The sequence below is a fragment of the Pantoea sp. Mhis genome (genome assembly GCF_009830015.1).
Map to the genome: position 1 here is coordinate 19175 of NZ_SZZX01000001.1, position 24369 is coordinate 43543.

The following is a 24369-nucleotide window of genomic DNA, read 5'->3' on the forward strand; positions in this document are numbered from 1 at the left end:
ATAAAAATAATTAATTCATTTGTCTTTATAAATCATATTAAGAATACAATTTCTAATTGATACTATAATAGTTATAATAATTATTTTTAGTATATATACATCATGTGTATGTAAAATACATGTAATACAATATGTATTTTAATTATATTTACATATTTAATAAATAAAAATATTTATTTTATTTAAACTAATATATTAAATATTTGTTTATAGATAATACTATTGACTCAATCAATTAGCCATATATAACTATATTTACATATTCGGATATATTTTAATTTAAATTTTTATGTAAATAAAAAAGCAATTATATAATTAATAATATTATAAAGAATTAAATTCTAATACATGATGTAACTTATCATTATTTTATGAATTTTTAAAAGTTCATTAATTTTAGATTGAAATGCTATATTTTATATACGGAGAGAGAACAATGAATAACTGCTTAATTAGCCTAGCGTTAGTTAGTACACTATTATTCGGATGTACTAATTTAAAGCAGACTAACAAAGTAGAATCAATGCAACGTAGCGATCCATTAGAAGCTTTTAATCGTAAAATATTCAATTTTAATTATAATATACTAGATCCATATATTTTACAACCTGTAGCGATGTGTTGGCGTTATTATCTACCTATAAGAGTACGTATGGGATTAAATAATTTTTTAAATAACTTAGATGAACCAGCAAATATGGTCAATGCTTTTCTGACTGGTCAATCTCGTCGAGCAATGATTAATTTTACACGCTTTTTTCTAAACTCCACATTAGGTTTTGCCGGTATTGTTGATGTAGCTTTAAAAGCAAATCCGGAATTAACACATGACGATTTGCATCATTTTGGTAGTACATTAGGGCAATATGGTATTGAATATGGACCATATATTGAGGTTCCTGGCTATGGAAGTTTTACATTACGAGAAGATGGAGGAGATTTGATTGATATGTTCTATCCTATTCTAAGCTTTTTAACATGGCCTATGTCAATTGGAAAGTGGATTCTGAAAAGTGTAGAAATACGTGCTCAATTATTAGATTCTGATATTATTTTACGTCACCAGCAAGATCCGTATAATTTTGTACGTAATGCTTATTTTCAATATCATAATTTTATTAATAATGGTGGAAAATTAAAAATAAATGAAAATGCAAATATTAGTGCTATAGAAAATGATTTAAAAGATATTGATAATGTTGAATAAATTTAGCTTAAAGCTGATTGAATAATTAAATATAGATTTGATCTTATCTAATTTATATAGATATAAAATAAAATTATGAAATATCATTTTATATATAATTAAGACAAATAATTTTATTATATTTATAATTACATTTGGGAAACTTTTTATCTAATAATATTAGATTTTATCGTTTTAAAGATTTAAATTTATTGGATTTAATAAAATATTAACTCTATTTAAAATAAGGAAATGAATTATTAGTTGATTAACTAGGTGGGTTTTGGAGAATAATGTGGATAAAATTTTAGTTGATGAAGCAATAAACGATCTTTCTACTATTGAAGATATGTTACGCTGGGCTGTAAGTTGTTTTTATGCAGCAAATTTATGGTATGGACATGGAACAGATAATCCTTGGGATGAAGCAGTTCAACTAATTTTACCTACTCTTTGGTTACCATTAAACACTCCTAAAAACATTCGTCATGCTCGTTTAACTAATAGTGAACGTAATTTAATTGTAGAGCGTGTTATTCGTCGAGTAACTGAGCGAATCCCAGTAGCATATATTACTAATAAAGCTTGGTTTTGTAGACATGAATTTTATGTTGATGAACGTGTTCTAATACCACGTTCATTAATTGGAAAACTCATCGAAAAGCGATTTGCGGGTTTAATAACTGAAAAACCACATTATATTTTAGATATGTGTACAGGTAGCGGTTGTATTGCTATTGCTTGTGCACATGCTTTCTCAGATTCTGAAATTGATGCAGTAGACATCTCTGGTAATGCATTAGCGGTAGCAGAAATAAATATTGAAAGACATGGATTAATGAATCAAGTAATACCTATCAAATCAGATTTATTCCGTCATTTACCGCAAGTAAAATATAACTTAATAGTTACTAATCCACCATATGTAGATACTGAAGATATGAATAATCTGCCAAAAGAATATCTATATGAACCAGAATTAGGATTAGTTGCTGGAAGTGATGGATTAAAACTTATACGTCGTATCTTAGCCTGTGCATCTGACTATCTTACAGATAATGGTGTATTGATTTGTGAAGTAGGAAATAGTATGGTGCATATGATTAATCAATATTCAGATATTCCTTTTATGTGGTTAGAGTTTAATAAGAATAATCACGGAATGTTTATGTTAACTCGAGACAACATTATTTCAGCACAACACCATTTTTGTTTTTATAGAGATTAACATCTAGAATAATGCAGAATATTTAAATTATATTTGAATTAAAATTTATAAGGTAATTTATATGTCTGGAAATAGTATAGGTCAATGTTTTAGGGTAACTACTTTTGGCGAATCTCATGGTATTGCCATAGGCTGTATAGTTGATGGAGTACCACCTGGTATGATACTTAATGAACATGATATTCAGCATGATTTAAATCGACGTCGGCCAGGAATGTCGAAATATACTACTGAGAGACAAGAATTAGACCAAATCAAAATTTTATCAGGTATATTTGATGGTAAGACTACTGGTACTTCTATTGGTTTATTAATTAATAATACTGATCAACAATCGCAAGATTATAGTTCTATTAAAGATATATTTCGCCCTGGGCATGCAGATTATACATATGAACAAAAATATGGTATACGTGATTATCGTGGAGGAGGACGTTCTTCAGCACGTGAAACAGCTATGCGTGTGGCAGCTGGTGCAATAGCTAGAAAATATTTACAACAATATGGTATTGGAATACGAGGGTATTTGGCTCAGATGGGTACAATAAGTTGTGAATTTAAGGATTGGAAATGTGTGGAAAGTAATCCATTCTTTTGTCCAGATGATTCAAAGTTAGATGAATTAGATAAACTTATTAGAAAACTAAAAAAAGAAGGTGATTCCATTGGTGCTAAAATTACTGTAATAGCAAATAATATACCTTCAGGATTAGGTGAACCAGTGTTTGATCGACTTGATGCTGATTTAGCTCATGCTCTCATGAGCATTAATGCTGTAAAAGGCGTTGAAATTGGAGATGGTTTTAAAGTTATCAAACAACGCGGTAGTGAACATCGGGATGAAATTAATGCTGATGGTTTTAAAAGTAATCGTGCTGGTGGAATATTAGGTGGAATCAGTAATGGTGAAATCATTACTGTGAATATAGCAATGAAACCTACATCAAGTATTTCTGTTCCTGGTGAAACTATTACTCGTGATGGTAAAGAAATAGAAATAATTACTAAAGGGCGCCATGACCCTTGTGTTGGAATTCGAGCAGTACCCATAGCTGAAGCAATGATGGCAATTATTTTAATGGATCATCTTTTAAGGTATAGAGCACAATGTGGTGAAATTAAAATTTTATGACTTAATTATCGTAATTAAATTAGATAATTACATTTTAAAATGTTAACTAAATATCTTACCAAATAAAATTAATAATAAATTTACATCTGACTATATATTTTATATTATATAATGTAATTATAAATTATTTATTTATTTTATATGTAAGTATACATAGATTTTTATCTATTAATATTTTAGCAACTTTATATACATAAGTTTTCAAAACAATTAATCAAATAAAATTTAAATAAATTTTATTTTTTTTTAAATTAAGCAAAAATTTATTTTGCTCAAAGCGAATTCTCTATAATCTTAATTAATAAATCTACCTTATGAATTTTAATGATAGTATCAATAATCTACATTAGATTTAAAATCTAGCATGTTTAATAAACGAATATTTTATTATATAAAATGATTTTTATAGATTATTCATATTTTAACTATAAACCACTATTTTATCTTCATTCAAAAATTAAACATTTAATGGAATTAAGGACTATTAAATGAAACGTGCCGTAATTACCGGTATAGGTATAATTTCTAGTATTGGTAATAATCAGCAAGAAGTTTTAAGTTCTTTGCGTAAAGGACGTTCTGGTGTTTCTTTTTCTGAAGAAATGAAAGCAATTGGTATGCGTAGTCACATATGGGGTAATATAAAATTAGATACTAATAAACTTATAGAACGTAAAATTATACGTTTTATGAGCGATGCATCAATTTATGCATATCTATCTATGATTCAGGCTATACAAGATTCTGGTTTAACTTCTGAACAATATCAAACTAATCCTCGTGTAGGATTAATTGTTGGTTCAGGTGGTGGTTCTCCTCGTTATCAAGTATTTGGTGCTGATGCAATGCGTGGACCTCGTGGTTTAAAAGGTATTGGCCCATATATAGTAACTAAAGCAATGGCATCAGGTGTATCAGCATGTTTAGCTACACCTTTTAAAATTTATGGTGTAAATTATTCTATTAGTTCAGCGTGCGCTACTTCTGCGCATTGTATTGGTAATGCTGTAGAACAAATTCAGCTAAATAAACAAGATATAGTATTTGCAGGTGGTGGTGAAGAACTTAGTTGGGAAATGGCTTGTGAATTTGATGCAATGGGAGCGCTTTCAACTAAATATAACCAAACACCAGAAAGAGCATCACGACCTTATGATGCTAATCGTGATGGTTTTGTTATTGCAGGTGGAGGTGGAATAGTAGTAGTAGAAGAACTAAAACATGCAATAGCACGGAATGCACATATTTATGCAGAAATAGTAGGTTTTGGTGCAACATCAGATGGTAGTGATATGGTTGTACCTTCAGGTGAAGGTGCAGTACGTTGTATGAAAATGGCCATGCATAGATTGCATCATCCAATTGATTATATTAATACTCATGGTACATCTACTCAAATTGGAGATTTAAGAGAATTAAGTGCAATTAAAACAGTTTTTGGTAATAATATTCCTTATATTTCTGCAACTAAAGCTATGACTGGTCATTCGTTGGGAGCAGCTGGAGTTCAGGAAGCTATTTATGCATTATTAATGTTAAAATATAATTTTATCGCACCAAGTATTAATGTGGAAAAGATAGATAGTGCTGCTAAAGATATGAAAATTGTTACTCAAACTCTTGAAAAAACATTGAGCACAGTAATGTCAAATAGTTTTGGCTTTGGTGGGACCAATGCTACTTTAGCAATGAGCAAATATGAAATATAAAAATTTATATTTTTAATATCTATTTTATTGACTTTCAAAAAATATAATTACAAACATCTATACAAACAAACATTTTCTTTTTAAAAAAAAGAGTAATGTTTTAGTAATTTTAATAATTTAGTTTATATTATTTAGAAAAATTAAACACTTAATTTTATATGTCATAAAATTAAGTTTTATTGGTATAAATATAGTATTAATGTTTATTAAATATAATTAAATAAATAATTATTTAATTATATTAATGCATTTTTTAATTATATTAAGTGAATTATACAAATAATATATATTTATACGTACGTAAATGATATTAAATGTTTAATATTAACATTTATATTATTAATAATAATACATAATATAATGATATTATATATTAAATATTATATTAATTACTATTATTAATATTTTCTTATAGTTAACTTTTTATTAATTTTTAATAATTAAATTAAATAGGATCCAAAGTAGTGAAAATTTTAGTTGATGAAAATATGCCGCATGCTCTCGAGCTATTTAGTCAAACTGGTGAAGTGATGATAATTTCAGGGCGACAGATACCCATAGATAAACTAAAAAACGCAAATGGATTAATGGTACGTTCTCTTACTAATATTAATGCTAAAATGTTAGCTAATACATCAGTAAAATTTGTTGGAACAGCTACTTCTGGTACTGATCATATTGACTATGTGTCTTTATCTAAAGCAGGAATTACATTTTGTGCAGCACCAGGTTGTAATGCTATTGCAGTAGTTGAGTATGTTATTTGTGCATTATTATTTATTGCCGAACGTGATAATTTTAATTTATTTGATCGTACAGTTGGTATTATAGGAGTTGGTAATATAGGTAATCATTTATATAATAGATTAAAAGTTTTGGGTGTAAAAACTTTATTATGTGATCCTTTACGTACAAAATATGGTAACTATAATGAAGAGGATTTTACTACTTTAGACGAATTAGTATCACGATCTAATATTGTTACTTTTCATACATCTTTATTAAAAAATGGCTTATATAGAAGCTGGCATTTAGCTAATTTTAATCTTCTTATGAAATTACAACCAAATACAATATTAATTAATACTTCGCGTGGACCAGTAGTAGATAATAGTGCATTATTAAAAGTTTTAAATATACGTAAAGATCTTACAATCATATTGGATGTATGGGAAAATGAACCAAATTTATTACCAAATTTATTAAACAAGATTGATATTGCTACTCCACATATTGCTGGTTACACAGTTGAAGGTAAATTACGAGGTACAATTCAAATATTTGAAGCTTGGTGTAAATTTATCCATTATACTCCAAAAATAGTTTTAGAAAAACTATTACCATCTAAAAATCTTAGTGAAATTAAATTTCCAGGCAAACTAAATCAATCTAACTTAAAAAAGTTATCTACCTTAATATATGATATAAGTTATGATGATATGATGTTACGAAAAGTAGCTACAAGTCCGACTGGCTTTGACTATTTACGTAAAACTTATCAGGAACGTCGTGAATGGTCCTCTCTACAAATTATATGTAATGATATTGACACAACATATATACTAAAAAATCTTGGTTTTTGCACAAAATTACAGTCTTATTAAAGAATACTAAATTATATTGAATAATTTTACAAATCTATAAATCAAACAAAACATTTGTAAGATTATTTTAATTAGCTATTTAGCTAATAAATAAATATCGTTAAAAATTATTCAAATTTATTTATTGTTAATATCAAAAGTTATATACAAATACAATATTGAAAATATAGAATAAACTATCTGATTATAATAGTTTTTAAATTTAATTTATTAAGTGTTTATTTCCATACAAGCATATTTTTAGAATATGGTTAATAATATTAAAACTTTAAAATTAGCATTAGGCGTAGAATACGATGGTACTCGTTACTATGGTTGGCAATCTCAAAAGGGATCGAAGAATAGCATTCAAGAAACTTTAAGTAAAGCAGTATCAAAAATAGCCAATCATGACATTAATTTATTCTGTGCTGGACGTACAGATTCAGGAGTACATAGTACTGGTCAAGTAGTTCATTTTACTACTACTTCATATCGCACTAATAATGCATGGACATTAGGGATAAATTCTAATCTACCTTATGATATTTCAATACGTTGGGCTCAACCTGTCCCAGATTTATTTCATTCTCGCTTTAGTGCAAAAGCTCGTCGTTACCGCTATATTATTTATAATAATCCACAACGTCCAGCAATTTTAAATCATGGTTTAACACATTTTTACCATTTATTAAATATAGAAAAAATGCTACGTGCTAGTCGATGTTTAATAGGAGAGCATGATTTCACATCATTTCGTGCTATACAATGTCAATCATCTACCCCATGGCGTAATATAATGTATTTAAATATTATAAGACAAGGTCCATATGTAATGTTTGACATTAAAGCTAATGCTTTTGTACATCATATGGTACGTAATATTGTTGGTAGTTTAATACAAGTTGGATGTTCTAATCAATCAGAAGATTGGATAGCTATATTACTTGCTGCAAAAGATCGCACATTAGCTTCAGTAACAGCAAAAGCTAATGGTTTATATCTCGTTTCGGTAGAGTATCCAAGATGTTTTTCATTGCCTAAAACGAATATGGGACCATTATTTTTTATTGATTAATTATGAATTATCAAATTATAGAAGAGTATTGATAGTAAATAAATTACATATTTTATGTCAGTAGATTTTAATATTAATTAATGCAACAACACATAATATTGTAAAATATATGAATATTTATCTTGTTCATATATAAATATATAAACATTATTCTAGGATCTTATATAGTTTATAACTATTTAATTACATAAAAGGTGATCGATGAGTTGGATTGAACGAATATTAAACAAAAGAAATGTAAATTCTTTACGGAAAGTTAATATTCCTAAAGGCATTTGGACTAAATGTGAACATTGTAGTCAAGTGTTATATCGAGCTGAATTAGAAAAAAATTTTGAAGTTTGCCCAAAATGTGATTATCATATGCATATGCATGCCCGTAATCGCCTGTATCGTTTATTAGATGAAGGTTCTTTGACAGAATTAGGTAGTGAACTAGAACCAAAGGATATCTTTAAATTTCGTGATTTAAAAAAATATAAGGACCGTTTAACATCAGCTCAAAAAGAAACAGGTGAAAAAGATGCATTAGTAGTAATGAAGGGTCGACTTTATGCAATACCTGTAGTAGCTACTGCATTTGAATTTTCATTTATGGGCGGTTCAATGGGCTCCGTAGTAGGTGCACGTTTTATACTTGCTGTTGAACAAGCTCTGAAAGACTCATGTCCTTTAATTTGTTTTTCTGCCAGCGGTGGTGCTCGTATGCAAGAAGCATTAATATCTTTAATGCAAATGGCAAAAACTAGCGCCGCTTTAGCAAATTTACAAAGACATGGTTTACCGTATATTTCGGTACTTACTGATCCAACGATGGGCGGTGTTTCAGCTAGTTTAGCCATGCTAGGTGATCTTACTGTTGCAGAACCAAAAGCATTGATTGGATTTGCAGGTCCACGTATTATTGAACAAACTGTACGAGAGAAATTACCACCGGGATTTCAACGTAGTGAATTTTTGATTGAAAGAGGTGCGATTGATATGATAATCAGACGACCAGATATGCGCTTTAAATTAGCGAATTTATTGGCAAAATTAATGGGTTTACCCGCCCCATTGCAAAATACTGAACATTTTAATTCATGTGAATCACAAAATAGCAACACTTTATTTGAAGGCTTAATAAGCAAAGGAAAATTTTAGTAACAAATCTTTAATTTTTATTATATATCATATATATTCATATAAATAATACATGACGATTTCGCATTGTCCTAACAGAACATCTTCTTTAGATATTTGGCTTTCTTACATTGAAAGTTTATATGATAAAGAAATCGAACTGAATTTAAATCGTGTTCAGTATATTGCTTTAAAACTAAAGTTATTAAAACCTGCATCTTTTATTTTTACCGTTGCTGGAACTAATGGTAAAGGTACTACGTGTCGTATGTTAGAAATATTGTTAATAGAAGCAGGTTATCGCGTAGGTGTTTATAGTTCTCCACATTTACTCAAATATACCGAACGTGTACGAATACAAGGTATAGAACTTAATGAATCTTTACATAGTGATAGTTTTGCTTTTATAGAAGATGGCCGCGATGATATTTTATTAACTTATTTTGAGTTTGGCACATTATCTGCATTAAATTTATTTTGTAAAGCTCATTTAGATATTGTAATTTTAGAAGTAGGTTTAGGAGGACGTTTGGATGCAACTAATATTATTGATCCTGATATATCTATAATTACTAATATTGCTTTAGATCATATTTCTTGGCTTGGACCAGATAGAAACAGTATAGGACGCGAAAAAGCAGGTATATTTAGATACAATAAAGCAGCTATTGTTGGAGAAGATGATGCGCCATCTACTATTGCTGATGTAGCTAAAGAGATAGGAGCTTGGTTACATCAATTAAATTACGATTGGAGATGGAAACAAACTGAAGATAAGTGGATGTTCCAAGATCAACATGGAACATTATATTCTTTACCAATCCCGCAAATTCCTCTATCAAATGCAGCAACAGCTCTTGCTGCATTACGTATTTCAGGTTTAAAGATAAATGAAAGCATTATTCGTCAACAGTTACCTTTAATAACATTATCTGGTAGATTCCAAACTATTAGTATGAGTCCACGTGTAATTTTAGATGTTGCACATAATCCGCATGCTGCTTATTATTTAGCAACACGTTTAGCTAAAGAGGTTAAAAAAGGTCAAATACATGCTGTTATAGGTATGTTGTTAGATAAAGATATTAAAGGTACTTTAGTAGCTTTAGAATCACAAGTAGATTATTGGTATTATGCTTCTCTTACTTGTCCACGAGGAGCATTAGCTGAAGAACTAATGAGTTTCAATATTTCTAATAATAGTAGGACATTTAATAATGTTAAAGCTGCATGGGAAGCTGCATATTCATATGCTACTCAAGATGATACAATCATAGTATGTGGCTCTTTTTATACTGTATCTCAGGTTATAATGTTAGTGAATTATAATAAATAAAAAGAGTAAAAAATAAATATAAAATATAATCTATATTATATTTTATATTTGTTTTTAATTTTTTGATATAAAATTAAAAATAGAATTGTAATTATTGCATTTAGTTTGAATTATTAATTGAGTTTTTAGATGGTATAATAGAATTTATCATGAATATTTAATTAAAATTAATATACATATCTTATGTATTGAAATATTTAAACTATTATTGAATAATTAATATTCAAGTATTGAGCAATGTTGGTTCTAACAATATATAAATATTGTTTCTTTAGTAATTTTTTACAAGCTCTAAGTTAAATAAATATTCAAACTCATATTACAATTAGAAACGATATTTATATGTAATTAATTAACTTTAATATGTTTAAAATATAAAAATTCACTATATATCTATAAATAGATATTTTTAGTTATATTTGACTGGATATTTTAAATATCTATAGTAATTTATCTAAATTAAACAATTTAAATATTTTTGTTAAAAACATAAAATCATATGCTAAAAAATAAACAATTAATTACGTTCATTATGTAGTTTTGTTAGTTTTATTGATCGAAATATTTAATATCTTCATTATTAGTTAGATTTAATGATATTAATTTTTAAGATAAAAATCAAATATTTATTATAAAGATCATAAAATAAAAAATATTATTTGGAATAATTTATGAATTGGATAGATTATATTATCATTACAATAATTAGCCTCTTATCCTTAATGGGTTTTATTCGAGGATTTATCCAAGATGCTTTATCTCTTATTACTTGGGGAGCTATGTTTTTTATTACTATAAATTACTATTCATATTTTGCAATTATGCTAACTATATTTAATAATGAACGTGTACGAAATATAATTGCTATTATAGTATTATTTATTGCAACCTTAATTATAGGAACTATGTTGAACTATATTGTTAATTCTTTAATAAGAGAAAGTAATTTATTAATGCTTAATAAGATTTTTGGAATTTGTTTTGGTTTATTACAAGGTATCTTAGTTGTTTCTGCAATTATTTTCTTTTTTATTAGATTTACTAATTTTCCTGAAAACTTAGATTGGAAACAATCTAGACTTATTCCTGAATTTAATTATATTATTAAGTGGATTTCTAATTATTTTAATTAAAATCAATTGAAAATTTTATTTTAGTCATATAATTGCAGGTATTTAAGGAAATAATTAAATGTGTGGTATTGTTGGTATAATGGGTTTTATGCCAGTGAATCATGCAATTTATGATGCTTTAACAATGCTGCAACATCGTGGGCAAGATGCTGCTGGTATTTGTACTATCGATGCACTGAATTGCTTTCGTCTGCGTAAAGCTAATGGTTTAGTAAAAGATGTTTTTAAAGTGCGTCACATGCAACAATTAAAAGGTAATATAGGAATTGGGCATGTAAGGTATCCTACTGCTGGTAGTTCTAGTGCATCAGAAGCACAACCATTTTATGTCAACTCCCCCTATGGTATTACTCTAGCGCATAATGGTAATATCACTAATGCACAAGAATTACGTAAACATTTATTCAAGGTAGGTCGTCGTCATATTAATACAACTTCAGATTCTGAAGTATTATTAAATATATTTGCACAGGAATTGGATCGTTTTCAGCAATATCGATTAGAACCTCATAATATTTTTGCTGCAGTAACAGAAGTACACCAACAAGTTAAAGGGGCTTATGCAGTAGTAGCAATGATTATTGGACATGGTATGATAGCATTTCGTGATCCACACGGTATTCGTCCATTAGTTCTTGGTAAACGTAAAATAGCTGATGGGCGTAAAGAATACATGGTAGCTTCAGAAAGTGTAGCATTGGATATGCTAGGTTTTGACTTAATTCGTGATGTAAAATCTGGTGAAACAGTATACATTACAGAAAAAGGACAGTTGTTAACCTGTCAGTGTGCAGCAAATTCAAAGAGCAATCCATGTTTATTTGAATATGTTTATTTTGCTCGTCCTGATTCAGTTCTGGATAAAATTTCGGTTTATAGTGCCCGAGTACAAATGGGTGTTAAGTTAGGATTAAAAATTGCTCGTGAATGGAAACATTTAGATATTGATGTAGTTATTCCGATCCCAGAAACATCTACAGATATTGCATTGGAAATTGCTCGTATTCTTAATAAACCTTATCGTCAAGGATTTGTAAAAAACCGTTATGTAGGTCGTACTTTTATTATGTCGGGTAGACAAGTACGAGTGAACGCTATAAGGCATAAACTCAATACTAATTCTGCAGAATTTTATAATAAAAATGTATTATTGGTAGATGATTCTATTGTTCGTGGAACAACATCTGAACAAATCATTGAAATGGCGCGTGAAGCAGGTGCAAAAAATGTTTATTTAGCATCTGCTGCACCAGAAATTCGTTTTCCAAACGTTTATGGTATTGATATGCCCAGTGTCACAGAATTAATAGCATATGATCGTGATGTAAAAGAAATTTGTGAGATCATTAAAGCTGATGCTTTGATTTTTCAATCACTCGAAGATTTGATAGAAGCTGTACGAGAACAAAATCCTGATATTAAACAATTTGAATGTTCTGTATTCAACGGTATTTATGTTACTGAAGATATAGATGAAAAATATCTTCACCATATACATGTATTACGTAACGAAGGTAACAAATTTATAGCTAATCAAAATGTAACAGAAAACTTAGAATTACATAATGAAGGATAAATGATATTTAAAAAATTTATTAAAATATAAAATATTTAGTTTATTAGACGTCATTTCTTTATCTTAAATACATGATAAATAATTTATTCTACAGTAATTTTTACTATGCTAATAATATTTTAAATAACTTAAATACATAAAAATCAAAACATGAAAAGACTAATTATTGGTATATCTGGAGCTAGCGGAATTATCTATGGAATTAATTTACTGCGTGTTTTACAATCAGTAGAAGACATAGAAACTCATTTAGTTATGAGTTATTCTGCTCGTCAAACCTTAGCTTTAGAAACCAATTATAGTGTATATGAAGTAGAGAAGTTAGCTAATGTAATACATAATATAGATAATATTGCTGCTAATATTTCTTCTGGTTCTTTTAAAACGTTGGGTATGATCATCTTACCCTGTTCGATTAAAACTCTTTCAGGTATAGTACATAGTTATAGTGATAATATATTAACTCGTGCTGCTGATGTAGTATTGAAAGAGCAACGCAAATTAGTACTTTGTGTACGTGAAACACCTTTGCATCTGGGTCATTTACATATGATGATTAATGCAGTTCAAATGGGAGCTATTATTATGCCTCCAGTGTCTGCATTTTATCATCATCCCCAAACTATTCAAGATTTGATAGATCAGACGATTAATCGCATAATTGATCAATTTGATATTAATCTACCTAAAGATTTATTTAATCGATGGAATTAAGTAATTTTAGTTACATCAATATTCTGATATTCAATAATAATTAAGGCTAAATATGATTATGGCAAAAGCATTATAATCAATGATGTATAATGATATATATATATATATTTGTTAACTTAATATTATATCTTATATAAAAGATAAGTTTAATATAATCCATTAAAACAATATTTATTTGTTCCCGTTCCCCTCCTAAGATTTATCAATGCAACAATTAAAATATTTTAACTTATTTTAAATTGCTTATAATTTGATAATTAGAATTATTAAATAAAATAAAATTATTAAATTTTATATTGAATTTATGCAAATTTAACAAATTAATTTATCATTTAAGATATATAAACTGCTTTATGTAAGCATGACATATATAATATATATAGATAGAACACCTAAAACAACTTAAAGTTAAATGAATTTAAAATGTATTAAAATTACTTATTTAACATTCATATAATTAACTTGTATATTAATTATAAAGTGACTATTTTAGTTATAAAACTATACATTTTGTATTTTTAATTATCTACTTAGATTACAATAGATTAATTTTCATATAGAGGATAAGTTGTCATAATATAATTAAAATTTAATTAGTTAATATATAGTATGTTAATACTAGATAAAATATCTATATAAATTTTATTTACATAAAATTATGTATTAAAATTTATTATTACTCTTAAATCGACATCTTATTATTATTTCTATAATATATGTTAATAAATTCTATTTAATAAGTCATAAAATTTATGTTTACAAAAATACTAATTGATTCTCAATATTCAGCATTTATCGTTTTTGTTATTACAACAATTAGCGTATGTATAATTATGTTAACATGTGGTTGGTTATTAGGAGGCCGCTCATCTGCACAACACAGCAAAAACACTCCATTTGAATCTGGTATTCAAAGTACAGGTGACACACATATTCGTTTTGCTGCTAAATTTTATTTGATTGCAATTTTTTTCGTAATTTTTGATGTTGAAACATCATACTTATATGCATGGGCGATATCTATACGAAATAATGGCTGGAATGGATTTATCGAAGCAACGATTTTTATTGCTGTATTATTATTAAGTTTATTTTATTTAGTGCGCATTGGTGCAATGAATTGGACTCCATCACGTAAAAATATAATGGTTAATTCAAATCTAGTCGACGACTTTTATTATCGTAATAATCCTTACTAAATATTTAAAAAGAGGAAATAAAATGGATTATACGCTAACACCCGTAAACTTAAGTAAAAATAATAATGATTATATATCTATCAAAAAAAATGAAAATACAGATGATTTATCAGAAAATGCTAGTTTCCACAATATTTATATGGTCAAACTTAAAAATTATCTGCATAATGTAGTTAATTGGGGTCGTAAAAATTCTCTATGGCCATATAATTTTGGGCTTTCATGTTGTTATGTTGAAATGACAACTGCATTTACAGCTGTACATGATGTAGCACGTTTTGGCTCAGAAGTAATGAGGGCTTCTCCACGTCAATCTGATTTAATGATAATTGCTGGAACTCCATTTATTAAGATGGCACCAATTATTAAACGTCTATATGACCAAATGTTAGAACCAAAATGGGTGATTTCAATGGGTGCCTGTGCTAATTCAGGTGGTATGTACGATATTTATTCAGTGGTACAAGGTGTAGATAAATTTTTACCAGTTGATGTTTATATTCCAGGATGTCCACCGCGGCCAGAAGCTTATATACAAGCTTTACTCTTATTACGTAAACTTATTGGAAATGAACGTCGTCCGCTATCCTGGATTGTTGGTAACCAAAATATTCATCGTAATACTGATATACAATCTGAGCGTGAAAAAAAACGTGGTGAACGTATTTCTGTGAGAAATTTACGAACTCCAGATAAAATTTAAATGATTCATAAATTAATAATTTTTTCAAACAATCCTAGTCATTATAACTTTATATAGGTGAATATAATTCATAAAATCTACTGTATGAATTATCTTAATAATGTTTAATTTTCAGAATCGTATTAAAATATAGCGATCAACATATGATATATTTAAATAAGCAAAATAATGATCAATTTTCTCAAAAAAATTTGAATAATTTAGATAATTTAGTGCTTAGTGAGCTATATAATAATTTTACTTTAGATAATTTTATCGTTCAAAAAACTCATATTGGAATACCAGTTATATGGATAAAGCGTAAAATAATCTTAGAAGTAATTAATTTTTTATATAAATTACCAAAATCATATAATATGCTTTATGATTTACATGGGATGGATGAAAGATTACGAATGCATCGTGTAGGTTTACCACCAGCAGATTTTTCTATTTTTTATCACTTATTATCGGTGGAACGTAATCATGATATTATGCTTAAAGTAGCATTATTCGAAAATGATCTCAATGTTCCAACTATTACTAAAATATTCGCAAATGCTAATTGGTATGAACGCGAAACTTGGGAAATGTTTGGAATTTATTTTGAGAACCATCCGCATTTAATACGTATTCTTATGCCACAAACTTGGGAAGGATATCCTCTTCGTAAAGATTATCCAGCTCGTGCCACTGAATTTGATAATTTCATATTAACTAAACAAAAAGAATCTTTGGAAATGAATGCATTAGTTTTTAAACCAGAAGATTGGGGTATGAAGCGTGCTTCATTTAATGAAGATTTTATGTTTCTTAATTTTGGACCAAATCATCCTTCAGCACACGGTGCCTTTCGTATAATTTTACAATTAAATGGTGAAGAGATAATCAACTGTGTGCCAGATATAGGATATCATCACCGTGGCGCTGAAAAAATGGGTGAACGTCAATCATGGCATAGTTATATTCCTTACACAGATCGTATCGAATATCTTGGTGGTTGTATAAATGAACTGCCTTATTTATTAGCTGTAGAAAAACTAGCTGGTATTGTTGTACCAGATAGAGTTAAAGTGATTCGCATAATGTTATCTGAATTATTTCGTATTAATAGTCATTTGCTTTATATTTCTACTTTTATTCAAGATATTGGAGCTATGACTCCTGTATTTCTTGCTTTTACAGACCGTCAAAAAATTTATGATATTATTGAAGCAATAACAGGTGCTCGTATGCATCCAGCATGGTTTCGTATTGGCGGAGTAGCTCATGATCTTCCAGAAGGTTGGGATAGCCTACTTTGTCAATTGCTTAATTGGATGCCTAAACGTCTAAAAGAATACAATAAAGTAGCCTTATCTAATAAAATACTTATAAATCGCTCTAAAGGTGTAGCAGCTTATAATATAGATGAAGCACTAGCTTGGGGTATAACAGGTGCTGGTTTACGTGCTACTGGTTTAGATTTCGATGTACGTAAATGGCGTCCTTATTCAGGCTATGAAAACTTTAATTTTGAGATACCTATTGGCTCAGGTATTAGTGATGCATATACAAGAGTGCAATTGAAAATGGAAGAAATATGGCAATCATTAAATATTCTAGAACAGTGTATGAAAAATATGCCTGAAGGTCCGTTTAAAGCAGAACATCCTTTAACAACTCCTCCTCCTAAAGAACGAACTCTTCAACATATTGAGACATTAATTACTCATTTTTTACAAGTATCTTGGGGACCAGTAATACCACCTAATGAATCTTTTCAAATGATTGAAGCAACAAAAGGAATTAATAGCTATTATTTAACTAGTGATGGTAGTACTATGAGTTATCGTACTCGTGTACGTACCCCAAGTTTTCCTCATCTTCAACAAATTCCATCTGTAATTAGTGGTAGTTTAGTATCAGACTTAATTGTATATCTTGGCAGTATTGATTTTGTAATGTCAGATGTGGATAGATAACTATGGATGTTAAAAAAAACATAACCCAATCAGCGTCAGTAGTTTTTAGAGAAAAATTTAGACTTAATGAGATAGAATATTGCTTTATCGAAAATGAAAAAAAACATTATGAAGATACACGCGCCGTTTCAATTGAAGCTTTAAAGATTGTGCAAAAGCAACGTGGTTGGATATCAGATGATGCTATTGATGCTATTGCTGAAATTTTAAATATTCCTGCTACTGATGTAGAGGGTGTAGCAACTTTTTATAGTCAAATTTACCGTACCCCCGTGGGACGTAATGTAATTCGTTACTGCGATAGCATTGTATGCTATATTAATGGGTATCAGGATATTCAGACCATATTAGAAAATAATTTAAAAATTACTTCAGGTCAAACTACTTCTGATGGTTGTTTTACACTATTACCAATTAGTTGTTTAGGTTTATGTGATAAAGGTCCAGCCATGATGATTAATGAAGATACTCATGTTCGTCTACAATCTAAATCTATTATGAATTTACTAGAACGGTATAAATGATTATTAAACAAATACAGTTTATACGTGCTGAAGAAACTCATCCTTTAACTTGGCGTTTACGAAGTGATAATCAGCCAGTATGGATTAATGAATATCGTAGTAAGGGTGGTTATATTGGTGCGCAAAAAGTATTAAAAGGTATGACCCAGCAAGAAGTAATTAAGATAGTAAAAGATTCAGGTCTCAAAGGTCGCGGGGGAGCTGGTTTTCCCACTGGCTTAAAGTGGAGTTTGATGGCACAAAATAACTCAAATGAATCTATAAATATGTGTTATTTATTGTGTAATGCAGATGAAATGGAACCAGGCACTTATAAAGATCGCCTTCTTATGGAACAAATGCCCCATCAATTAATAGAAGGTATATTAATTAGCGCATACGCATTAAAAGCTTATCGTAGTTATATTTTTATACGTGGCGAATACATTGAAGCATCGATGAATTTACGCCGTGCTATTAATGAAGCTGAAAGTGTTGGTTTGCTGGGTAAGCATATTTTAAATACAGATTTTAATTTAGAAATATTTTTGCATACTGGCGCTGGTCGCTACATTTGTGGAGAAGAAACTGCGTTAATTAATTCATTGGAAGGTCGTCGACCTAATCCACGTTCTAAACCGCCATTTCCAGCTATTGCTGGTCTCTGGGGTAAACCAACTTGTATAAATAATGTTGAAACTTTATCAAATATACCAGCTATCTTTTTACATGGTGTAGATTGGTATAAAAATCTTTCTAAAAGCAAAGATACTGGTACGAAAATGATGGGTTTTTCTGGAAGGATAAATAATCCAGGAGTATGGGAATTACCATTTGGCGTAACTGCTCGTGAACTTCTTCAAGATTATGCTGGAGGAATGCTCAGTGGTTTAAAATTAAAAGCTTGGCAACCAGGCGGAGCTGGAACAGATTTTTTAACTGAATCTCATCTTGATTTACCAATGGAATTTTCTAGTATTAATGATGCTGGTAGTCGACTAGGTACAGCTTTAGCTATAGCAGTTGATCATAAAATTAATATGGTTTCATTAGTACGAAACTTAGAATTATTTTTTGCTCGTGAGTCATGTGGTTGGTGTACTCCATGTCGTGATGGTTTACCATGGAGCGTAAAAATACTATCTGCATTAGAACAAAAACACGGACAAGTGGGTGATATTGAACTATTAGAACATCTTTGTCGTCAACTTGGACCAGGTAAAAGTTTCTGTGCCCATGCTTTAGGAGCTATAGAACCATTGCAGAGCGCTATTAAATATTTTCGTAAAGAATTTGAAGCTGGCATTTCTGAACAAACATTGAATAATAATTTAATAATTACCGGAATTCAACCAAATATATCGAAATTACTATAATAATTAAATAAATATTTTGAACATTCGTCTTTAAATAAGATTTGTTTACGGAATGAAAGTTGCTATGGTTATGATTTATGTAGATGGTAAAGAATATAATGTTAATGCGGCAGATAACCTGTTACAAGCTTGTTTATCTATGGATCTTAATATTCCTTATTTTTGTTGGCATCCAGCGTTAGGAAGTGTAGGAGCTTGTCGTCAATGTGCAGTTAAGCAATTTGAAAGTATTCAAGATAAACGCGGACGTATAATTATGTCTTGTATGACACCGGTATTAAATAATACATTAATTTCTATCAATGATAAAGAAGCAAAAGAATTCCGTGCAAGCGTAATAGAATGGTTAATGATTAACCATCCACATGATTGTCCAATATGTGAAGAAGGTGGACATTGTCATTTACAAGATATGACTGTAATGACAAGTCATAATTTACGTCGTTATCGATTTAATAAAAAAATATATCATAATCAAGATCTTGGTCCATTTATTTCTCATGCAATGAATCGTTGTATAGTTTGTTATCGCTGTGTGCGATATTATAAAGATTATGCAGATGGTAAAGATTTAGGTGTGTATGGAGCACATGATAATATATATTTTGGTCGTTTGAAAGATGGAATGTTAGAAAACGAATTTTCTGGTAATCTTGTTGAAATTTGTCCAACAGGAGTTTTTACTGATAAAACTCATTCTGAACACTACAATCGAAAGTGGGATATGCAATTTGCTCCAAGCATTTGTCATCACTGTTGTGTAGGTTGTAATATTAGTGCTGGTGAGCGTTATGGAGAACTACGGCGCATTGAAAATCGCTATAATGGTAGTGTTAATTATTATTTCTTATGTGATCGTGGTCGATTTGGATATGGTTACGTAAATCGTAAAGATCGACCACGTTATCCTCAAAAAATTAACGGAATTAATCGTATTAAATTAACTGCAGAACAGATTGTAAGTACAGCTGCAGATATTTTACGACAGTCTAAGAGAATTATTGGTATTGGTTCACCACGTGCTAGTATTGAAAGTAATTTTGCATTACGAGAATTAGTAGGTAAGGAAAATTTCTCAATTGGTATTTCAGCAGATGAACAAAATTGTCTTAATTTAATAATACAAATTCTCAAAAATAGTGGGATTTATACCCCTTCTCTACGAGAAATTGAAACTTATGATGTCATATTAGTACTGGGTGAAGATGTTACGCAAGTAGCTGCTCGTATAGCGTTATCTATACGTCAAGCAGTAAAAGCTAAGGCACGCGAAATGTCAGTTATTAACAAAATAGCTGATTGGCAATCATCAGCCATTCTTAATATTGGTCAAAATGCTAAATATCCTCTTTTTATTACTAACGTTGATGAAACACGATTAGATGATATTGCAACGTGGACTTATTATGCACCAGTAGAAAATCAGGCTCGTTTAGGTTTTGCAATCGCTAATAAATTAGATAATAATGCGCCACCAGTTGATAATTTTGATAAAGAACTAGTTATTAAAATTAATAGTATTGTAAAAGCATTAACTACAGCTAAGAAACCTCTTATTATTTCTGGTATGCATTCTGGTAGCAGTTCATTGATTGAAGCCTCAGCAAATATTGCAAAAGCTTTAAAAGTAAAAAATATTAATGTTGGTATTACACTATTAGTACCTGAAGCTAATAGTATTGGTTTAGGATTGATAGGTGGTCTATCATTAGATAGCGCACTTAAACAAATTACTAAAAAAGAAGCTGATACACTTATTGTACTTGAAAATGATCTTTATAGATATGCTACTCAAACTAAGGTAAATATTGCGTTAGAAAATATAGATAATATCATTGTAATAGATCATCAACAGACACAGACCCTGAAAAAAGCGAACTTAGTATTTTCTAGTTCTACTTTTGCTGAAGGTGATGGTACTCTAATTAATTATGAAGGGCGTGCTCAGCGATTTTTCCAGGTTTACGACCCTTCTTATTATGATAATAGTATAATAGTATTAGAAGGTTGGAGATGGTTACATGCTTTATATGGGGTAGTAAATAATTGTTTAATTCATTGGACTTGTTTAGATGAAGTTATTGATTCTGTAATTGTTCATCTACCTCATCTAAAAAAAATTAAAGATGCTGCACCAAATGCTAAATTTCGTATTCATGGCCAAAAATTAGCACGTTTACCACATCGTGCAAGTGGTCGTACTGCAGCACGTGCTCATATTAATGTACATGAACCTCGTCAACCACAAGATAAAGATACCATGTTTGCATTTTCAATGGAAGGTAGTAATCAGCCAAATGAAAATAATTCACAAATTCCATTTGTTTGGTCACCAGGATGGAATTCACCACAGGCTTGGAATAAATTTCAAGAGGAAATAGGTGGAAAACTGCATAATGGTGATCCAGGTATACGTTTATTTGAAATTAATCATATGTCTTTGCCTTGGTTTACTAATATTCCTCCATATTTTTCAGCTGTAAATCAATGGCATGTTGCACCTTACTATAGATTATTTGGCAGTGAAGAGATGAGTCAAAGATCACCTATTTTTCAAAAGATTATGTCAATGTCACCAACAAATGTGGTAATAAATTCTTTAGATGCAAAAAAAATGGGTTTAAAGAATGGTTCTATAATTGAATTGATTTGTAAAGGAGAAAAGCTAAGATTGCCCGTACATCTTTCTTCATTATTGCATAGTGGTTTATTAGGTTTAACTCTTGGTATGCCAGGTATTCCGACATGTTTATCAGGAGCAGAAATCAAAATATTATAAAATTAATCTAATTACTTAGTTACTATTTAATATTATGTCCAATAATCTTAAATCTATTGTTATGGTATTATTGATTGTGTTTTGTGGAGCTTTTATGAGCTTTGCGGAACGTCGTTTACTCGCATTATGGCAAAATCGCTATGGACCGAATCGGGTAGGTTGGGGAGGTATATTACAAGTAATTGCAGATATGATTAAAATTTTATTTAAAGAAGATTGGGTTCCAATTTTTTCCGATCGTTTTATTTTCATAATCGCACCTATAATTTCCTTTGTTTTATTTTTATTAATTTTTTCTATAATACCAATTTCATACTATTCAGTAATAATAGACTTAAATATTGGTGTACTTTTTTTCTTAATGATGGCTGGTTTAGCTGTATACGCTATATTACTTGCCGGTTGGTCGAGTAATAATAAATATTCCTTATTAGGTATGATGCGTGCTGCGGTACAAACACTAAGTTATGAAGTATTTCTTGGTCTATCATTGATGGGCGTAGTAGCAAAAGCTGGTTCATTTAACTTAAAAGATATTGTTGTTAATCAAGTACATTTATGGAATATAATCCCTCAATTTTTTGGATTTTTAACCTTTTCTATTGCAGGATTTGCAATATGCCATCGTCATCCTTTTGATCAACCAGAAGCGGAACAGGAATTAGCTGATGGCTATCATATTGAATATTCTGGTATAAAATTTGGATTATTTTTTATAGGTGAATATGTAGCAATGATTACTGTATCAGCACTAATTGTAACGATGTTCTTAGGAGGATGGTATGGTCCATTTTTGCCATCAATTATGTGGTTTATATTAAAGATTATATTTTTTATGTTAATATTTGTTTTAGTCCGTGCTTCTTTACCACGTCCACGCTATGATCAAGTACTATCATTCGGTTGGCAAGTTTGCTTACCTTTAACACTATTGAATTTATTAGTAACTGCAGCAGTTATTTTATATAGATCGTCATAAGAGGTTTAAATGACTTTAAAAGATCTTTTTGTGGGTTGTGCTACAATCATACGCAGTATTTGGATAACAGGAATGCATGCTTTTGCTAAACGAGAAACACAACTGTATCCAGAAGATTTAGTGTACTTACCTCCACGTTACCGTGGACGTATTGTACTCACACGTAATCCGGACGGTAAAGAACGTTGTGTTGCATGTAATCTTTGTGCAGTAGCTTGTCCTGTAAGTTGCATTGCATTACAAAAAGCTGAGAATTTAGATGGAAGTTGGTATCCAGAGTTTTTTCGTATTAATTTTTCACGTTGTATATTTTGTGGGATGTGTGAAGAAGCTTGTCCAACTGCTGCAATTCAGTTAACTTCAGATTTTGAATTAGCTGAATTTAAACGTCAAGATTTAGTTTATGAAAAAGAAGATTTATTAATTTCTGGACAAGGTAAATACGTGGGATATGATTTTTATCATATAACCAATACACCTGATAAGCTTAAAAAGAAACACGATCTTAAAAAAGATAATAATTCTGTTGATATTAAAACTCTATTACCTTGAGGTACTGAGCATGGAATTTATCTTTTATTTTTGTGGAATAGTAGCAGTGTTAACAACAATACGTTTTATTATACATACTAACCCAATACATGCATTACTATATTTAATGGCTTCATTATTGTCTATTGCTGGTATTTTCTTTTCTTTAGGTGCTTATTTTGCTGGTGCAATAGAAATCATTATTTATGCTGGTGCTATCATGGTCTTGTTTATCTTTATAATTATGATACTAAATGTAAAAAATATTCAAAAGCAAGAACTACAGTGGTTAAAATCATCTGTATGTATAGGATCCATTATTATTTCATTTTTACTATTATCACTTATAATTTATGCCATTAAATTAAGTAGTTATCACTTAATAAGTAGTTTTGTTATTGATACGAAATCAATAGGTATTGCTCTATTTAGTCCTTATATATTAGCAGTTGAGCTCATATCTATATTGTTATTAATTGGTTTAGTTGTTGTTTTACATCTAGGAAGTGGAGATACTAAAGATAAATTTTAAAAAGAGATTATGTTAATATATTATTAA

At 29.4% G+C, this 24369-nt stretch carries 19 protein-coding genes and 1 pseudogene; all 20 read left to right on the forward strand.

Annotated elements, in window-relative coordinates; genetic code table 11:
- The first annotated feature begins 436 nt into the window (after nt 1–436).
- The 20 genes and pseudogenes from FD727_RS00080 (at nt 437) to nuoJ (ending at nt 24342) form a co-directional block, all read left to right on the forward strand.
- Entirely contained in the window at nt 437–1207 is a 771-nt protein-coding gene (locus FD727_RS00080) for an MlaA family lipoprotein (protein WP_159938142.1), read from the forward strand.
- Between the two features lie 274 nt (nt 1208–1481).
- Nucleotides 1482–2414 (forward strand): 50S ribosomal protein L3 N(5)-glutamine methyltransferase, encoded by a 933-nt coding sequence (prmB, locus tag FD727_RS00085; protein WP_159938143.1) that lies wholly within the window; start codon nt 1482–1484, stop codon nt 2412–2414.
- Between the two features lie 61 nt (nt 2415–2475).
- Entirely contained in the window at nt 2476–3546 is a 1071-nt protein-coding gene (gene aroC / locus FD727_RS00090; protein ID WP_159938144.1) for a chorismate synthase, read from the forward strand.
- A gap of 488 nt (nt 3547–4034) precedes the next feature.
- Nucleotides 4035–5255, forward strand: a complete 1221-nt coding sequence (gene fabB / locus FD727_RS00095; protein WP_159938145.1) for a beta-ketoacyl-ACP synthase I — start codon at nt 4035–4037, stop codon at nt 5253–5255.
- Between the two features lie 464 nt (nt 5256–5719).
- Entirely contained in the window at nt 5720–6859 is a 1140-nt protein-coding gene (locus tag FD727_RS00100; RefSeq protein WP_159938146.1) for a DUF3410 domain-containing protein, read from the forward strand.
- A gap of 247 nt (nt 6860–7106) precedes the next feature.
- Nucleotides 7107–7916 (forward strand): tRNA pseudouridine(38-40) synthase TruA, encoded by an 810-nt coding sequence (gene truA / locus FD727_RS00105; protein WP_159938147.1) that lies wholly within the window; start codon nt 7107–7109, stop codon nt 7914–7916.
- Nucleotides 7917–8117: 201 nt separating this feature from the next.
- Complete coding sequence (gene accD, locus FD727_RS00110; RefSeq protein ID WP_159938148.1) at nt 8118–9059, forward strand: acetyl-CoA carboxylase, carboxyltransferase subunit beta; 942 nt, start codon at nt 8118–8120, stop codon at nt 9057–9059.
- A gap of 52 nt (nt 9060–9111) precedes the next feature.
- On the forward strand, nt 9112–10374 hold the full coding sequence (gene folC / locus FD727_RS00115) for a bifunctional tetrahydrofolate synthase/dihydrofolate synthase (RefSeq protein WP_159938149.1): 1263 nt from the start codon (nt 9112–9114) through the stop codon (nt 10372–10374).
- Between the two features lie 671 nt (nt 10375–11045).
- Entirely contained in the window at nt 11046–11507 is a 462-nt protein-coding gene (locus FD727_RS00120) for a CvpA family protein (protein WP_159938150.1), read from the forward strand.
- Between the two features lie 58 nt (nt 11508–11565).
- Nucleotides 11566–13083 carry an amidophosphoribosyltransferase gene (gene purF, locus FD727_RS00125; protein WP_159938151.1) on the forward strand — a complete coding sequence of 506 codons (1518 nt, stop codon included), beginning with the start codon at nt 11566–11568 and terminating at the stop codon, nt 13081–13083.
- Nucleotides 13084–13233: 150 nt separating this feature from the next.
- A complete protein-coding gene (locus FD727_RS00130) occupies nt 13234–13797 on the forward strand; it encodes a UbiX family flavin prenyltransferase (protein WP_159938152.1) in 564 nt (187 codons plus the stop codon).
- Nucleotides 13798–14549: 752 nt separating this feature from the next.
- Nucleotides 14550–14996, forward strand: coding sequence for an NADH-quinone oxidoreductase subunit A (gene ndhC, locus FD727_RS00135; protein ID WP_159938153.1), 447 nt, complete (start codon nt 14550–14552; stop codon nt 14994–14996).
- Between the two features lie 160 nt (nt 14997–15156).
- Nucleotides 15157–15699, forward strand: a pseudogene (locus FD727_RS00140) (NADH-quinone oxidoreductase subunit B); the annotation flags it as partial.
- 143 nt (nt 15700–15842) lie between these two features.
- A complete protein-coding gene (gene nuoC, locus FD727_RS00145) occupies nt 15843–17642 on the forward strand; it encodes an NADH-quinone oxidoreductase subunit C/D (RefSeq protein WP_159938155.1) in 1800 nt (599 codons plus the stop codon).
- Between the two features lie 2 nt (nt 17643–17644).
- Nucleotides 17645–18166, forward strand: coding sequence for an NADH-quinone oxidoreductase subunit NuoE (nuoE, locus tag FD727_RS00150; RefSeq protein ID WP_159938156.1), 522 nt, complete (start codon nt 17645–17647; stop codon nt 18164–18166).
- Nucleotides 18163–19521 carry an NADH-quinone oxidoreductase subunit NuoF gene (gene nuoF / locus FD727_RS00155; RefSeq protein ID WP_370515946.1) on the forward strand — a complete coding sequence of 453 codons (1359 nt, stop codon included), beginning with the start codon at nt 18163–18165 and terminating at the stop codon, nt 19519–19521. The genes nuoE and nuoF overlap by 4 nt, the downstream gene beginning before the upstream one ends.
- Before the next feature lie 64 nt (nt 19522–19585).
- Nucleotides 19586–22300 (forward strand): NADH-quinone oxidoreductase subunit NuoG, encoded by a 2715-nt coding sequence (gene nuoG, locus FD727_RS00160; protein WP_159938157.1) that lies wholly within the window; start codon nt 19586–19588, stop codon nt 22298–22300.
- Nucleotides 22301–22334: 34 nt separating this feature from the next.
- The gene (gene nuoH, locus FD727_RS00165) at nt 22335–23279 is read left to right on the forward strand and encodes an NADH-quinone oxidoreductase subunit NuoH (protein WP_159938158.1); all 945 of its coding nucleotides are present in this window, start codon (nt 22335–22337) and stop codon (nt 23277–23279) included.
- Nucleotides 23280–23288: 9 nt separating this feature from the next.
- Nucleotides 23289–23831: an NADH-quinone oxidoreductase subunit NuoI gene (gene nuoI / locus FD727_RS00170; protein ID WP_159938159.1), complete on the forward strand. Its 543-nt coding sequence runs from the start codon at nt 23289–23291 to the stop codon at nt 23829–23831.
- Between the two features lie 10 nt (nt 23832–23841).
- A complete protein-coding gene (nuoJ, locus tag FD727_RS00175) occupies nt 23842–24342 on the forward strand; it encodes an NADH-quinone oxidoreductase subunit J (protein WP_159938160.1) in 501 nt (166 codons plus the stop codon).
- Nucleotides 24343–24369 lie beyond the last annotated feature (27 nt).